This is a genomic window from Kitasatospora sp. NBC_00240 (assembly GCF_026342405.1).
Taxonomy (GTDB): Bacteria; Actinomycetota; Actinomycetes; order Streptomycetales; family Streptomycetaceae; genus Kitasatospora.
In genome coordinates, this window is sequence record NZ_JAPEMU010000001.1 from 3,342,435 (window position 1) to 3,358,123 (window position 15,689).

The following is a 15,689-nucleotide window of genomic DNA, read 5'->3' on the forward strand; positions in this document are numbered from 1 at the left end:
GCCCGCTCGGACGCTCGAAGGGCACTGGCAGGAATGTATCGATCGCTGGCACCGGCGCCACTCACCGGCCCGAACCGCCCGGCGGCACGATCGACGCATGACGAACACCAGCGCATTCGACGCCCCACTCACCCTCGCCCCCGATGCCGTCCTGATCGTGATCGACGTCCAACAGGGCTTCGACGAGGAGAAGTTCTGGGGCCCGCGGGACAACCCTGACGCCGAGAAGCGGATGGTCCAGCTGATCGAGAGCTGGCAGAGCACCGGCCGGCCGATCGTGACCGTCCAGCACGCCTCCGCCGCCGGGCCTCTGGTGGCCGGCACCCCCGGGTACGAGCTGAAGCCCGAGATCGCGGCCGTCGAACCCGACCTGCACATCGTGAAGTCGGTCAACAGCGCCTTCTACGGCACCCCCGACCTGCACGAGTGGCTCCAGGCGCGCGGCGCCCGACAGCTGGTCGTCGTCGGCATCATGACCAATGTGTGCAACGAGGTCACGGCCCGGATGGGCGGCAACCTCGGCTATGACGTGATCTTCCCGGCCGACGCCATGCACACCTTCGCGATGGCCGGCCCCGACGGCGAACTCATCCCCGCCACCGAACTCGCCCGCGCCACCTCGGCGGTGCTGCACACCGCCCGCTTCGCGAAGGTGGTCACCACGGACGCGGTACTGGCCGCCGCCGCGGCCTGACCCCGCCCGGCGGGCGCCCGCCCCTTCCACGACGACCACTGTCGGCGGGTCGTCGTGGAAGGGCTGGACAGCGTGGACGGGGGCGGATGGCGTGGACGGGGCGCGGGGTGGCCCGCGCCGGGCGGCGGGGCGCCACCGGCGAGACAGCGGGTCACACTCGTACTCGTACTCGCACTCGTACTCGCACTCCCGCAACCGCTCCCGCTCCCGCTCCGGCTCCGGCTCCGGCTCCGGCTCCGGCTCCGGCTCCGGCGTATCGAACTGATGAACATTTCGCCGCGCGGCCGGTATGCCGCTTTTGGCCGTTGCCGCCGCATTCCGTGCTCACTACGCTCGCCCGTTCCGTCCGCACCTCGCGAACGGGATCCGATGCACAGGGAGCACGCCGGATGGCGATCCGTAAGTCCACCATTCAGGAGCAGGTCGCCCAGGCGATCGCCTCGATCGAGCCCAACGACCGCCCGATCGTCACCTTCCAGACCATCACCGGGCCGAGCCCCTGGCTGATGAACTCCCTCGGCCTGATAGGCCAGCTGTTCGTCAAGTACTACTACGTCACGCTGACCGAGCGTGTGGTCGTGGTGCACCGCGCCTCGCGGCTCTCCAACCGGCCGCAGGAGATCGTCCACGTGGTGCCGCTGGAGCAGGCCCGGACGCTGGTGAGCGACATCCGCCGCAACCCGCTCTGGAGCGCCCTGCAGTTCCACTTCCCCGGCGAGGAGAAGTCCACCCGGCTGAACGTGCACCGCTACTGGCGCACCGAGCTGGACGTCTTCGTCCCCGGCCTGACCGGCCAGCCGATCGCCTCCTGACCCGCTGCCCCGCCCGTGGCCGGCACCGGCCGCGGGCGGGCCCGCGACGCCGACCGTACGGTCAGAGGCCCTGGTCGCGGGCCCAGTCGGCGAGTTCGCGGGCGCAGTCGTCCACGGACTCCCGCCAGGTGCGGGCCGCGCCGGTGCCGGCCTCGTCGCTGACGTGCTTGATCAGCCGGATCGGCACCTCGGCCTGCCGGGCGACCGTCGCCAGGGCGTAGCCCTCCATGTCGACCAGGTCCGCACTGCGCGCCAGGCGGTCGCGGGCCTCCGGGTCGGACACGAACAGGTCGCCGGTGGCGAGCGTCGGGCCCTTCCGGTCGCTGAGGGTGATCGCGGCACCGTACGAACGGCCGGTCAGCTCCCGCAGCACCGGGGTGTCGATGTCGTGCTGGAGCACCTCGACGACCTCGTGGGTGCCCTCCCAGCCCGGGCGCAGCGCGCCGGCCGTACCCAGGTTGACGATCTCCGACGGCCGCTCGCCGCGGGCCAGCACGGTGGCCAGGCCGGCCGCCGCATTGACCTTCCCCATGCCGGTGAGCAGCACGGGAAGCCGATCGCCGAGGTACGCCGCCTCCTCCTGGACGGCGACGACGATCAGCGGGCGGTCGGGGGAGATCGTTCCGAGCAGGCGCATGGCGCCCATGGTACGGAGCGCCTCCGGCCCCCGGAAGCCCGGGAGCGCGCCCCGGCCCGTCCGGCGCCCGGCGCAACCGCATAGGGTGCAACCCGCGTCGCACTGGAGACGGCCGGGCACCGCCTGGCCGGCCCCGGACGGACGGCCCGAGCACGGGCGGCCCGACCCGGCAGGCAGGTCGAAGCTCAAGATCGGCGCAAGTCGGGTGTGACTGTCACGACCGGCGGCCATACTGCTGGCAACGACCGGGCCCCGTCGGCGGGTCGGGTCACTGGGGAGGGTGGGGCGGTGGCGACACCAGTACGCACGGAGGAGCAGGGCCCGGCGCCGGGCACGACCGGTGCCACAGCCCCGCGTCCGGACGCCGGACCTGCGAGAACGCCGGCCGCCGGACGACCGGCCCGGGCGCCGGGACGGCTCGACCTGTCCGGGCGGATCACCAGGATCGCCGACGCCCGGCACACCGCGCCGGGGCGGCTGCGGCTGGCCGGCGCAATGCTCGCCGTCCTGACGGTGGCCTTCGGCCTGCTGACCGCCTGGCAGGTCGACTCACGCGCGCAGGCCGCGGACCGGGTGGTCTCCTACAGCCAGCCGCTCAGCCAGGCCGCCGCCGACATCCACCGCTCGCTGGCCGACGCGGACACCACCGCCGCCACCGGCTTCCTGCTCGCGGGCGCCGAGCCCAAGGCCGTCCGTGAGCGCTACGAGAAGGACCTCGCCACCGCCTCCCGGCTGATCGCCGAGGCGGCCGCCCGCACCACCGCCTCCTCCCCCGCCCAGCAGTGGCTCTCCTCGCTCAACCAGCAGATCCCGGTCTACGCGGGCCTGGTGGAGACCGCCCGGGCCGACAACCGGCTGGGCTTCCCGCTCGGCGGCGCCTACCTGCGCTACGCCTCCCAGCAGATGCGCGACACCCTGCTGCCGGACGCCGCGAAGCTCGCCGACGCCGAGAACGAGGCCCTGGCGCGGGACTACGCCGAGGCCCGCGCGGTGCCGTGGGCCGCGTTCGTGCTGGGGCTGCTCACGCTGGTGGCGCTGGTCCGGGTGCAGCAGGTGCTGTTCCGGCGGACCAACCGGGTCTTCAACATCGGGCTGGTCGGCTCCACCGCCGCGGTGCTGGCCGCCGTGCTGTGGCTGCTGGCCGGCAGCTGGATCACCGGCGCCCGGCTCGACGAGAGCGAACGGGACGGCTCCGCGCCGCTGCGCGCGCTCAACACCGCCCGGGTCGACGTGCTGACCGCCCGGCTGGCCGAGAACCTGCACCTGGTCGCCCGGGGTTCGAGCACCCAGTACGCCGACCTCTGGGCGTCGACCACCAAGGAGCTGACCGGCATCGCGGGCGGCGACGCGGCCCCCGGCACCGGCGGCGCGCTGGGCGAGGCCCGGCGGCTGGCCCCCAGGGACGCGGCGGACGCCGTCGACCAGGCCCGCAAGGAGTACACGACCTGGTCCGCCCGGCACGCCGCGGCGATCACCAAGGAGACCGTGGACGGCGACTACCAGGGGGCCCTGGACTCCACCATCACCGTGAAGGAGGCCGACGTCCCGAACACCTCGGACGCCTCCTTCAGCGCCACCGACCAGCAGTTGGAACGAGCGGCGGGCATCGAACTGGCGAGGTTCAAGGCCGCGGCGGGCGGCACCGGCGGGCTGCTGGACGCGCTGGCCGCCGGCGCGGCGGTGCTCGCCCTGGTGGCGGCCGCCAGCGCGGTGCGCGGCCTCGGCCGCCGCCTGGCCGAGTACCGGTAGAGGGGCGGGAGATGACGATGCGTACAGCACCAGCGCGGAGCACGGACGTGGCGGACACGGGCGGTTCGGGTACGGGCGGTTCGGGCGCGAACCCGGCCGGCGCCGACGGCGCGGGCCGGGCCCGCCGGGGCCGGGCGGCAACCGTGGTCGCACTGCTCGCGGCCGGCGCCACCCTGCTCGGCGCGGGCAGCCCGCAGGGCGCCGGACTGCCGGCCGCCGGCGGCGGGCCCCGGCAGCAGGCCCCGCAGGCCGCGCCGGCCGCCGACCCGAACTGCGACACCGGCCGGAGCGTGCCGCCCAGCTCGGTGGACGGCCCCGCCGTGAAGGCGATCAAGGACAACAAGACGCTGGTCATCGGGGTGGACCAGAACAGCTACCGGTGGGGTGCGCGCAACCCCGCCACCGGCGAGATCGAGGGCTTCGACATCGACCTCGCCAAGGCGATAGGCACCGCCCTGATGGGCGACCCGAACAAGGTGACCTTCAAGGCGGTGCCGACCGCCGAGCGGATCAAGTTCATCCAGGACGGCAAGGTCGACATGATCGTCCGCACCATGACGATCACCTGTGAGCGGATGGACCAGGTCGCCTTCTCCAAGCCCTACTTCAAGACCGCCAACCGGCTGCTGGTGCCGAAGGCCAGGGGCGTGAAAACCTTCGACGAGGCACTGAAGGGCCGGACGGCGTGCGCCGCCCGCAGCTCCTCCGCCGAGGACGAGCTCAAGAGCAACCCGCACGGCTCCAAGCTCGTCACCGTGGAGAACCAGCTCGACTGCCTGGTCCTCATGCAGCTCGGCAAGGTCGACGCCACCATGACCGACGACGGCCTGGCCGCCGGACAGGCCGCCCAGGACACCACCGTGACGCTGCTCGACGAGCAGGTCCGCCCGGGCGTGATGGGCGTGGCGATGAAGCTGGGCAACACCGACCTGGTCGCCCGGGTCAACCAGGTGCTGGCCGACTACCAGGCGAGCGGCGCCTGGCGGGACAGCTACGACAAGTGGCTCAAGCCCACCATGCACGACGACGCCGAGCGCTTCCGGCCCTGAGCGGGCGGCGGGTGCGCCAGGGCGCCAGGGGCACCGGGGCGACAAGGACGGTCGAGCGGTTGAGCAGGTGAAGGACGGAGCGGTGGGACGGTGCCGACGGTACCGGCCGCACGAGCGGAGAAGGAGGACCTCGCGTTGGCAGGATCTGCTGGCCCGGTGATGAGCCGGGAGGAGGTGGACCGCGCACTGGCACGCCTGGGCGCGGAGCGCGACGCCGTCGAGGCGGCCCTGCTCTCGTTGCAGGACCACCCTGGCCGCCGACTGCTGGAGGGGGCCTCGCTGACCGGCCGGACGGAGGAGCGCTGGTCCGTCGCCGGGCAGGGCCTGCCACTGCTCTGGGCCCTCTTCGACCGCTACTCCGAGGCCCTCGCCTCGGCCCGCGCCGTCCGCGCCCGCAAGGCCAGACCCGGCGGCGCGGAGCTCGCCGAACTGAGCGAACTGCTCAGCGGCACCGCCGTCACCGTGCCCGGCGGCGCGCTGCCGGACGGCGGGCAGCGCCCCGGCGCACCGGCCCGGCTGGTCGAACAGGTCAGCCTGGCCGAGCTGATGGACCGGATGAACGCCTGGTACGCCACCGTGCTGGAGGTGGTGACCGCCGCCGACGCCGTCTGGTCCGCGCTGCCCGCCCGGATCGACCTGCTGCTCGCCGAACTGCGCCGGGTGCAGAGCCTGGCCGGCTCGCTCGGCGTCCGGGCCGGCGCCCATCCGCTCGGCGACGACCTCCTCGAGCTGGACAGCGCGCTGACGGCCCTGCGGGCCGAGGTGGTGGCCGACCCGCTGGCTCTCTGGCGCCCCTCCCGGGTGCCGGCCCAGCGCGGCACGGTGCCCGACGGCACCGCACTGGCCGGCCCGTCCGGGCTGGTCGACACCGAGCGCTTCGACCGGGCCGGCCGCGCCCTGGACGGCATCCGCCTGGAGCTGGAGGGCCTGCTGCGGCTGCGCGACGACGCCGAGGAGCGCCTGCAGCAGGTCGGCGACCTGCTGCAGCGGGCCGACGCCACCCTCGGCGAGGCCCGCCGGGCCCGCGGCGAGGTGCTGGCGAAGATCGCCGCCACCGAAGTCCCCGCGGTGCCGGGCCCGGCCTCCGCACTGCGCGAACGCGTCGTGCTGGCACTGGAGTTGCGCCAGAGCGGGCAGTGGCACCGGCTCGCCCCGCTGCTGGACCAGCTGGAGGACGCCGCCGCCAAGGAGCTGGGCCGCGCCCGGCAGGCGCTCACCGAGGTGACCCAGCCGCTCGCCGTCCGGGCCGAACTGCGCGGCCGCCTCGACGCGTACAAGGCGATGGCCGCCCGGCTGCGGGTCGCCGAGGATCCCGAGGTCATCGAGCGCTACGAGAAGGCCCGCTGGCTGCTGTGGAGCGCGCCCTGCGACCTGCGGGCGGCCGCGGGCGCGGTGGCGCGGTTCCAGCAGTCGCTGCGGCCGGTCGCCGAGGCGGCGGCGGGCGGCATCGCGCCGGGTGGCGGCGCACCGGGCGGGATCGCCCCGGGCAGTGGCCGTCCGGGCGAGGGGCCCGGCGGCGGCCCGGCCGACGACCGGCCAGGCGTCGGGAGCAGTGTGCAGGACAGCGTCCAGAGCAACGGTCAGGGGGCCTGAGTTTCATGAGCGAGGCGTGTGCACGGCCGGACTGCACCGGCGAGGGGACCATCGACGAGGACGGGTACTGCACCGAGTGCGGGCTGGCCCCGGCCGTCGCCGTCGCCGCCCCGGCCGCCGGGAGCACGACAGGCGGTACCGGCGGCGGGGCCCGGACGGGCGGCGGCGGCCCGGGCTCCCCCTGCGCCCACGACTGCCCGGGGACGATCGACCCGGACGGCTACTGCGACGAGTGCGGGCTCGCGGCGGAGGCCGACACCGGTCTGACCCAGCCGCACCTGCCGTCCGCCCGGCTCGCCCCGGACTCCTCCCGCTCGCACCGCTCCACCCGCACCGGCTCGGCCCGCTCGATGTCCGGCCGCTCGCGTTCGCACCGCTCCACGCGTACCGGCAGCAGCCGGTCCCTGTCGGTGCGCAGCGGCCGGGGCAGCACCGGCACCAGCAGCCGCGGCCGGCTCGGCGCCGGGCTGGTGACCGTCCCGACGGTGCCCCGGCTGGACCCGACGGCGGCCGTCCTGGCCAATCCCGAGGTGCCCGAGCGCAAGCGGTACTGCAGCAAGTGCGAGGCGCCGGTGGGCCGGGAGAAGAACGGCCGCCCGGGCCGCCCGGAGGGCTTCTGCACCAAGTGCGGCACGCCGTACTCGTTCACGCCCAAGCTGGCCCGCGGCGACCTGGTCGGCGGCCAGTACGAGGTGGTGGGCTGCCTGGCGCACGGCGGGCTCGGCTGGATCTACCTGGCGATCGACCGCCGGGTGAACGACAAGTGGGTGGTCCTGAAGGGCCTGCTGGACACCGGCGACGAGGACGCGCTGGCGGTCGCGGTCGCCGAGCGCCGGTTCCTGGCCGAGGTGGACCACCCGAACATCGTGCGGATCATCAACTTCGCCGAGCACCCGGACCTGCGGACGGGCTCGACCGACGGCTACATCGTCATGGAGTACATCGGCGGCAAGTCGCTGAAGGACATCGCCAACGACCGCCGCACCCCGGACGGGCGGCGCGACCCGCTGCCGGTGGAGCAGGCGATCGCGTACGCGCTGGAGGCGCTGCCCGCGCTGGGCTACCTGCACAGCCGGGGGCTGGTGTACTGCGACTTCAAGATCGACAACGTGATCCAGAGCGAGGACTCGCTCAAGATCATCGACATGGGCGCCGTCCGCCGCCTCGACGACGACGGACCGATCTACGGCACCATCGGCTACCAGGCCCCCGAGATCGCCACCGACGGACCCACCCCCGCCTCCGACCTCTACACGGTGGCCCGCACCCTGGCCGTACTGAGCTTCGACTTCCAGGGCTACAGCACCACCTACCGCGAGGAACTGCCCGGCCCCGAGGACGTCCCGGTCTTCGCCGAGTACGAGTCCTACTACCGCTTCCTGGTCCGCGCCACCGACCCCGACCCGGCCCGCCGGTTCTCCTCCGCCGAGGAGATGGCCGACCAGCTGACCGGTGTCCTGCGCGAGATCCTCGCCCTCAAGGACGGCCGGCCCCGGCCCGCGCTGTCCACCCTCTTCGGCCCCGAACTCCGCGTGGTCGACAGCCGACTGGTCACCGGCAGCGCCGTGGTCGGCGCCCCCGCCGCGAACGCCCCGGCCACCGCCGCCCCGGCCCCGGTCCCGACCCCCGACCCGGCCCCGACTGCTCCGGCCCCGGCCCTGGCCCTGACCGCCGGGCCGCGGGTCGTCGCCCTCGACCCGGCCGCCGCCGCCCTCGCCCTGCCGGTGCCCCGGGTCGACCCGGCCGACCCCAACGCCGGCTTCCTCGCCGCCCTGGTCGGCACCGCCCCCGAGGAGGCACTCGCCGCCCTGGCCGGCGCCCCCGCCGACTCGGTCGAACGCACCCTGCGGGAACTGCGCGCCCACCTCGAACTCGGCCACCAGCAGGACGCCCAGCAGACCCTGACCGCCCTGGAGAGCGCCCACCAGGGCGACTGGCGGGTGCTCTGGTACCGCGGCCTGACCGCTCTCGCGGCCGCCGCCGGGGCGGGCGACAGCACCCGCGGCCACCAGGCCCGCACCGAACGGCTGGAGGCCGCGGCCGAAGCCTTCGACGCGCTCTACGACGCCTTCCCCGGCGAGGCCGCACCCAAGCTGGGCCTCGCCGTCTGCGCCGAACTGCTCGGCAACGGCGACGACGCGGCCGAGTTCCACCGCCTGGTGTGGAGCACCGACCACGCGTACGTGAGCGCCGCCTTCGGCCTGGCCCGGGTCCGGCTCGCCGCCGGCGACCGGCCGGGCGCGGTGCTGGCCCTGGAGTCCGTGCCCGCCACCTCCAGCCACTGGACCGCCGCCCGGGTCGGCGCCGTCCGGGCCCGGCTGCGCGAGCGGCCCGCCACCGACCCGCTCGGCCCGGACCTCGACGCCTGCTCCGAACAGCTCGGCCGGCTCGGCCTGGACGACCGCCGCCACGAGGAGCTCGCCGTCGAGGTGCTCGACGCCGCCCTGGGCTGGGCACTCGCCGGACGCCCCGGCGCGTCCGGCGCGCCCACGGTGCTGGGACAGCCCGTCGCCGAGCGGGAACTGCGCTTCGCCCTGGAACACTCCTACCGGGTACTCGCCCGGTTGGCAGACCGGGCGCAGACCAGGATCGAGATGGTGGAACGGGCCAACCGGACCCGCCCCAGGACGTGGGTGTAAGCAATGCAGCAGACCGTGTGCCCGAGCTGTTCCGAACCGCTTGACCCGGAGGACTCCTACTGCGGGAGCTGCGGCGCCGGCCGCCACGAGCCCGCGCGCGCGACCGCCTCCCTGCCCGGCAGCTGGGTGGCCGACGACCGGGCCGGCGGCGCGCCGCCGGCGATGCCCGCACCGCCCGCCCCGCGGAGCGGCGGCCCGGGCATCGCCCCCGGCCTGGTCTGCGCGCACTGCGGCGCCGCCCAGGTCGCCACCGACGGCTACTGCGAGGACTGCGGCGGCGCCCAGCCGCGCCCGCGCGACCACATGGAGAAGGTGCTCGCGGGCGTCGCCGGGGTCAGCGACCGCGGCGTGCGCCACCACCGCAACGAGGACTCCTTCACCGTCGCCGCCACCTCGCTGCCCGGTGGCGCGCCCGCCGTGGTGGCCGTGGTCTGCGACGGCGTCTCCTCCTCCGACCGGCCCGACGAGGCCTCGGAGACCGCCGTCGACAGCGCCTCCGAATCGCTGCTGACCGCGCTGGAGCGCGGCGTCGCCCCCGGCACCGCGATGCGCGCGGCGATCGCCGACGCCGCCCGCGCGGTGGCCGCGCTGGCCGAGGACGGCAGCTCCCCCACCCGTCCCGACATCAACGCGCCCGCCTGCACCTACGTCAGCGCGATCGCCGCCGACGGCCGGATCACCATCGGCTGGGTCGGCGACACCCGGGCGTACTGGATCCCGGACGACCGGGTGTCCGCCGAACCGTTCCGGCTCACCCAGGACGACTCCTGGGCCGCCAAGATGGTCGAGGCCGGCCTGATGGGCGAGGCCGAGGCGTACGCGGACCCGCGGGCGCACGCGATCACCGGCTGGCTCGGCGCCGACGCCGAGGAGGTCGTCCCGCACACCCTGGACTTCACCCCGCACGTCCCCGGCGTCCTGCTGATCTGCACCGACGGGCTGTGGAACTACGCCGAGGCGGCCACCGACCTGGCCCACGTCGTGCGCACCGACGCCCGGACGGAGCCGCTGGCCGCCGCCCGGACCCTGGTGCGGTTCGCGATCGAGGCCGGCGGCCACGACAACATCACCGTCGCCGTGCTGCCGGTCCTGCCCGCCACCGACCTGGCGGGCACCGCCCGGCCGGACGACCGCACCGCCACCCTGCTCGACCTGCCGGTGATCGGGGCCGGCCACGCGGCGGCCCGGCCCGAGTACGACCCGCACGACGAGACGCTGCCGGACCTGCCGGTGATCGGCTCGCCCCGCGCGCCGCTCCCGCCGCTGCCGCCGCACCCGCCGGCCGCGCCGCCCGTCCCGCCCGCCGCACCCGCGCCGCCGGACCACCCGCCGGCCCGCTGAGGCCGGAGCCGGCGGGGCGCCGGCGCCCCGCCCCGCCCGCCGGCGGTCCGCCGCACCACCCCGACCCGTCCCTGCCCATCCTGACCATCCGACAGGAGCCCACGGCCATGGCAAGTCTGGCGAAGTCGAATCTGCCCCGGTTCGACGTGGACATCTTCCAGAACGAGTACCTCGCGGACGGCGCCCGCGAGGTGAACGCGATCGTCACGGTGACCGCCACCGGCGGCGGCACCTCCGGCGGCCGCCCGCTGCCGACCGACGCCACCGCGGCCGGCGCGCCGGCGCAGTCCTCGGCCGTGATCATCCTGGTCGACTGCTCGGGCTCGATGGAGTACCCCGCCACCAAGATGCGCGGCGCCCGGGAGGCCACCGCCGCCGCCATCGACACCGTCCGCGACGGCGTCGCCTTCGCCGTGGTGGCCGGCACCCACGAGGCCAAGGAGGTCTACCCGGGCGACGGCGGGCTCGCCGTCGCCGGGCCGGCCACCCGGAGCGCCGCCAAGGAGTCACTGCGCCGCCTCACCTCCGGCGGCGGCACCGCCATGGGCACCTGGCTGGCCAAGGCCGACCGGCTCTTCCTCAGCCGGCGCGACATCGCGCTGCGGCACGCGATCCTGCTCACCGACGGCAAGAACGAACACGAGTCCGCCGCCGACCTCGACAAGGCGATAGCCCAGGTCACCGGCCATTTCACGGCCGACTGCCGGGGTGTCGGCACCGACTGGCGGGTGGACGAACTGCGCAAGATCTCCTCCGCCCTGCTCGGCTCGGTGGACATCGTGGCGGAGCCGTCCGGTCTGGTGGACGACTTCCGTTCGATGATGGAGAACGCGATGGGCAAGCAGGTCGCGGACGTCGCCCTGCGGGTCTGGACACCGGCCAACGCGATGGTGAAGTTCGTCAAGCAGGTCGCGCCCAGCGTGGAGGACCTCAGCGGACGCCGCACCGAGGCCGGCCCGCGCGCCGGTGACTACCCCACCGGCTCCTGGGGGGACGAGAGCCGCGACTACCACGTCTGCATCGAGGTCCCGGCCGCGGGCGTCGGCAACGTGATGCTCGCCGCCCGGATCAGCCTGGTGCTGCCGCAGCCCGGCGGCGCCGCCCCCGAGGTCCTCTCCCAGGGCCTGGTCAAGGCCGTCTGGACGGACGACCTGTCCTCCTCCACCCGGATCAGCCCGCAGGTCGCCCACTACACCGGCCAGGCGGAGCTCGCCTCCTCCATCCAGGAGGGCCTGGAGGCCCACCGCGCGGGCGACTTCACCCGGGCCACCGCCAAGCTCGGCGCGGCCGTCCGGATCGCCCACGCGACCGGCAACGACGGCACGTTCAAGCTGCTGCAGAAGGTGGTGGACGTGGTGGATCCCAAGGAGGGTACGGTTCGGTTCCGTAAGGACGTGAGCGAGGCCGACTCCAAGACCCTGGAGACCCGGTCCACGAAGACCGTGCGCGTCAAGAAGTGACCCGGGCCTACACCCGGACGGAAGCGGCCCCAACAGGCTGGAAACGAGGGGGGACCTGATGCCGATCTGCCCGAGGGGCCACGAGTCGCAGGCCGAGGACTGGTGCGACTTCTGCGGCTTCCCGATGACACCACCACCGGGGCTGCCGGTGCCCGGCGCGCCCGCGGCCGGACACCTCACCCCCGGGCACCCCGCGCCCGGCCAGGTGCCGCCGCCCGGGCCGGTGGCGCCCGCCCCGGCCGCGCCGCCGCAGGCCCAGGGCTTCCCGGACGTCACCGAGGGCCTGGTGGTCTGCCCGATCTGCCGCAGCCCGCAGACCGGCCGGTACTGCGAGGAGTGCGGGTACGACTACGACCTCTCCTCCCCCTCGCGCCGCCAGCCGCCCGCGCCGGCCTCCGGACATCTCGCGCCCCCGCCGCCGTCCGCGCCGCTGAACATCCCCGCGGCGTACGGCGGCGCGCAGGCTCCGCAGCAACCCGCACCGGGCGGCCAGGGCGGTTACGGCTACCCGCAGGCCGGATCCGGCGGCCAGGGCGGCTACGGCTACCCGCAGCAGGCGCCGGGCCCCTACGAGCAGGCCCCGCAGCAGCCCGCGCAGCCCGCACACGGCGGCCAGGGCGGTTACGGCTACCCCCAGCCGGCGCCCGGCGGGTACGAGCAGGCCCCGCAGCAGCCCGCGGCCGGCGGGTACGAGCAGTCGCCCTACGAACCGCAGCAGTACGAGCGGCCGCAGCCGTACGAGAAGGCGCAGCAGTACGAGCAGGCGCCGTTCGAGCCGGCCGGCCGGCCCGGCCAGGCACCGTACGAGCAGCCGGACGGCCGCCGAGGCACCGGCCCGGTGTACGCCCAGCAGGGGCCGACCGCGCAGGGCGAGGAGTTCGGCACCTCGTTCCAGCTGGCCCCGCCGCTGGCCGGCGCCGGGCCGGAGGGCACCGCGACGCCGGAGCCCCAGCGCACCACCTGGATGGCGGTGGTCTCGGCCGACCGCGACTACTTCACCGACATGATGGCGCGCAGCGGCCCGGAGGCGGCCGGCCTGTTCTTCCCGCCCTACTGCCCCGAGCGGCGGATCCCGCTGACCGGGCGCGGCCAGCTGCGGATCGGACGGCGCTCCCAGCACCGCGGGACCGTGCCGGAGATCGACCTGTCGGTGCCGCCGGAGGACCCGGGGGCCTCCCACCAGCACGCGCTGCTCGCCGAGCAGGAGGACGGCAGCTGGGTGCTGGTGGACCAGGACTCGACCAACGGGACCACGGTCAACGGCGGCGCGGAGTCGATCGCGCCGCACACAGCCGTGCCGCTGAACGACGGTGACCGCGTCCACGTCGGGGCGTGGACCACGATCACCCTGCACCGGGCCTGACGACCGGGACGGCCACGGCCGCCGCCGGGACGGCCGCCGGCGGAGCAGTCGGCGGCGGCCCTTCGGCACGGGGGCGACGGAGCATCAGGTTCCGTCGCCCCCGCCTTGTTCCCCCGTCCAAGTAAAATGATCTTCAAAAAAATCGAACACGCAGCACCCGCCAGCTGGACCTTCCTCTAAGGTCAGGGCACATGACTGCAGCTATCACCGCCGACGGCATACGTCAGCGGTACGGGGATGTCCAGGCTGTCGACGGGGTGTCACTCACCGTCGAGACTGGCGAGTTCTACGGAATTCTTGGGCCCAACGGGGCCGGCAAGACCACCACTCTGGAGATCCTGGAGGGGATCCGGAAGCCCGACGAGGGCCGGATCGAGCTGCTGGGGATGGCTCCCTGGCCGCGCAACCGTGACCTGCTGCCGCGTATCGGCGTGCAGTTCCAGGCCTCGGCGTTCTTCAACAAGCTGACCGCGCGGGAGACCATCCGCACGTTCGCCTCGTTCTACGGTGTCGGGCCCAAGCGGGCCGACGCCATGCTGGAGCGGGTCGGCCTGACCGACTCCGCCTCCGTGATGACCGACAAGATGTCCGGCGGCCAGGCCCAGCGCCTCTCCATCGCCTGCGCGCTGGCCCACGACCCGGAGCTCGTCTTCCTCGACGAACCCACCACCGGCCTCGACCCGCAGGCCCGCCGCAACCTCTGGGACCTGCTGCGGGACATCAACGGCGAGGGCCGCACCGTCGTCCTCACCACCCACTACCTGGACGAGGCCGAGATCCTCTGCGACCGCGTCTCGGTGATGGACCACGGCAAGGTGCTCAAGACCGGCACCCCCGCCGCGCTGGTGCGCGAGATCGACGACACCGTGCGGGTCAGCGTCGAGTCCGGACAGATCGGCCTCGACCGCCTCCGGGAGCTGCTCGCCGCCGCCGGCGCCGAGACCGGCTCGGTCGAGGACGACGGCGCCACCGTCGCCATCGCCACCCGCGCCCCCGCCCCGGTGCTCTCCGTGCTCGCCGAGCAGGGCGCCCTGCGCGGCCTGGAAGTACGCGGCGCCACCCTGGAGGACGTGTTCCTCCAGCTCACCGGACGGGAGTACCGCGCATGAGCGCCGAGCGCAGTGATGCCGTGAGCGAGCCGGGCACCGAGCCGCGGGCCACCGAGGCACCGGCCACCGAGGCACAGCCCACCGAGGCACCGGCGGTCCCCGCCCAGCGGACCGCCGCCAGCGGACCGGCCGGGGCGGGGACGGCCGAGGCACCGAAGGAGCGCGCCAGCGCGTTCCTCAGCCTGTCCCGGGTGATGATCGTGTCCTTCCTCCGGGACCGGACCGCGGTGTTCTTCGTCCTGGTCTTCCCGCTGATGTTCCTGCTGCTCTTCGGCACCTTGCTCAAGGGCGCCGGCAGCCCGCACGCCAAGGTCGCCCAGGTCGGGGCGGTGCAGGTGCTGGACGCCGTCCAGGGCGAAGGCCGGGCGGACCTGGAGAAGGTCCTCGCCATCACCAGGACCGACGACGCCGCCGACGCCCTGGCCAAGGTCAGGAAGGGCGACCTGGACGCACTGATCCAGCAGGGCCCCGACGGCCGGATCGAGCTGCGCTTCAGCGCCGCCGACCAGGTCCGGGCCGGCAGCGTGCAGGGCATCGTCAACTCGATCGTGCAGCAGGCCAACCAGGCCGCCACCGGCAAGCCCGCCGCCTTCACCCTGGAGTCCGTCCAGGTCGAGGACAACTCGCTCAAGCCGATCCAGTTCCTCACCCCCGGCCTGCTCGGCTGGGCCGTGGCCACCGGCGCCGTCTTCGGGGCCTCGCTCACGCTGGTCTCCTGGCGGCAGAAGAAGGTGCTCCGCCGGCTGCGGCTGGCCCCGGTCAGCGCGGGCTCGATCATCGTCTCCCGGATCTCGGTGAGCATCCTCACCGCGCTCGCCCAGACCACCGTCTTCCTGCTGGTGGCGACCACGCCCTACTTCGGGCTGAAGCTCACCGGCGACTGGTGGCTGATCGTGCCACTGGTCGTCTGCGCCACGGTCGCCTTCATGTCGATCGGCCTGCTGGCCGGCTCGCTGGCGAAGACCGAGGAGGCGGCCAACGGCATCTCGCAGATCATCGTGCTGCCGATGTCCTTCCTGTCCGGCTCGTTCTTCCCGATGGACGACGCACCGGGCTGGCTCAAGATGATCTCGGACGCCCTGCCCCTCAAGCACCTGGTCACCGCCTCCCAGTCGGTGCTGACCCGCGGCGGCGGCCTGTCGGACGCCCTGCCGACGATGGGCGGGCTGCTGCTCTTCGCCGCCGTCCTGACCGCGATCGCCTCCCGCTTCTTCCGCTGGGAGGACGCCTGACCGAGCACCCG

At 74.5% G+C, this 15,689-nt stretch carries 12 protein-coding genes; 11 read left to right on the forward strand and 1 reads right to left on the reverse strand.

All coding sequences use genetic code 11. The features are described 5' to 3' along the window. Positions 1–97: 97 nt before the first annotated feature. The gene (locus tag OG689_RS14175; RefSeq protein ID WP_266320577.1) at positions 98–694 is read left to right on the forward strand and encodes a cysteine hydrolase family protein; all 597 of its coding nucleotides are present in this window, start codon (positions 98–100) and stop codon (positions 692–694) included. Positions 695–1,083: 389 nt separating this feature from the next. Continuing rightward, positions 1,084–1,506 (forward strand): hypothetical protein, encoded by a 423-nt coding sequence (locus OG689_RS14180; protein WP_266320578.1) that lies wholly within the window; start codon positions 1,084–1,086, stop codon positions 1,504–1,506. 61 nt (positions 1,507–1,567) lie between these two features. Here the strand turns inward: OG689_RS14180 and OG689_RS14185 are convergent, their stop codons facing one another. Further along, entirely contained in the window at positions 1,568–2,143 is a 576-nt protein-coding gene (locus tag OG689_RS14185) for a nucleosidase (RefSeq protein ID WP_266320579.1), read from the reverse strand. Positions 2,144–2,431: 288 nt separating this feature from the next. Between OG689_RS14185 and OG689_RS14190 the strand changes: the two genes are divergently transcribed. From OG689_RS14190 to OG689_RS14230, 9 genes are all read left to right on the forward strand, one after another. Further along, positions 2,432–3,892 carry a hypothetical protein gene (locus tag OG689_RS14190; protein ID WP_266320581.1) on the forward strand — a complete coding sequence of 487 codons (1,461 nt, stop codon included), beginning with the start codon at positions 2,432–2,434 and terminating at the stop codon, positions 3,890–3,892. A 17-nt stretch (positions 3,893–3,909) separates the two neighbouring features. Continuing rightward, positions 3,910–4,941 carry a glutamate ABC transporter substrate-binding protein gene (locus tag OG689_RS14195; protein ID WP_266320582.1) on the forward strand — a complete coding sequence of 344 codons (1,032 nt, stop codon included), beginning with the start codon at positions 3,910–3,912 and terminating at the stop codon, positions 4,939–4,941. Between the two features lie 159 nt (positions 4,942–5,100). Then, positions 5,101–6,534, forward strand: coding sequence for a hypothetical protein (locus OG689_RS14200; protein WP_266327119.1), 1,434 nt, complete (start codon positions 5,101–5,103; stop codon positions 6,532–6,534). 5 nt (positions 6,535–6,539) lie between these two features. Further along, the gene (locus OG689_RS14205) at positions 6,540–9,173 is read left to right on the forward strand and encodes a serine/threonine-protein kinase (RefSeq protein WP_266320584.1); all 2,634 of its coding nucleotides are present in this window, start codon (positions 6,540–6,542) and stop codon (positions 9,171–9,173) included. Positions 9,174–9,176: 3 nt separating this feature from the next. Next, the gene (locus tag OG689_RS14210; protein WP_323189287.1) at positions 9,177–10,514 is read left to right on the forward strand and encodes a PP2C family serine/threonine-protein phosphatase; all 1,338 of its coding nucleotides are present in this window, start codon (positions 9,177–9,179) and stop codon (positions 10,512–10,514) included. Between the two features lie 107 nt (positions 10,515–10,621). After that, on the forward strand, positions 10,622–11,974 hold the full coding sequence (locus tag OG689_RS14215) for a VWA domain-containing protein (RefSeq protein ID WP_266320586.1): 1,353 nt from the start codon (positions 10,622–10,624) through the stop codon (positions 11,972–11,974). A gap of 58 nt (positions 11,975–12,032) precedes the next feature. Further along, the gene (locus OG689_RS14220; protein ID WP_266320588.1) at positions 12,033–13,337 is read left to right on the forward strand and encodes an FHA domain-containing protein; all 1,305 of its coding nucleotides are present in this window, start codon (positions 12,033–12,035) and stop codon (positions 13,335–13,337) included. Between the two features lie 191 nt (positions 13,338–13,528). Continuing rightward, positions 13,529–14,446, forward strand: coding sequence for an ABC transporter ATP-binding protein (locus OG689_RS14225; RefSeq protein WP_266320590.1), 918 nt, complete (start codon positions 13,529–13,531; stop codon positions 14,444–14,446). Continuing rightward, complete coding sequence (locus OG689_RS14230) at positions 14,443–15,678, forward strand: ABC transporter permease (RefSeq protein WP_266320592.1); 1,236 nt, start codon at positions 14,443–14,445, stop codon at positions 15,676–15,678. The genes OG689_RS14225 and OG689_RS14230 overlap by 4 nt, the downstream gene beginning before the upstream one ends. Positions 15,679–15,689: the final 11 nt, after the last annotated feature.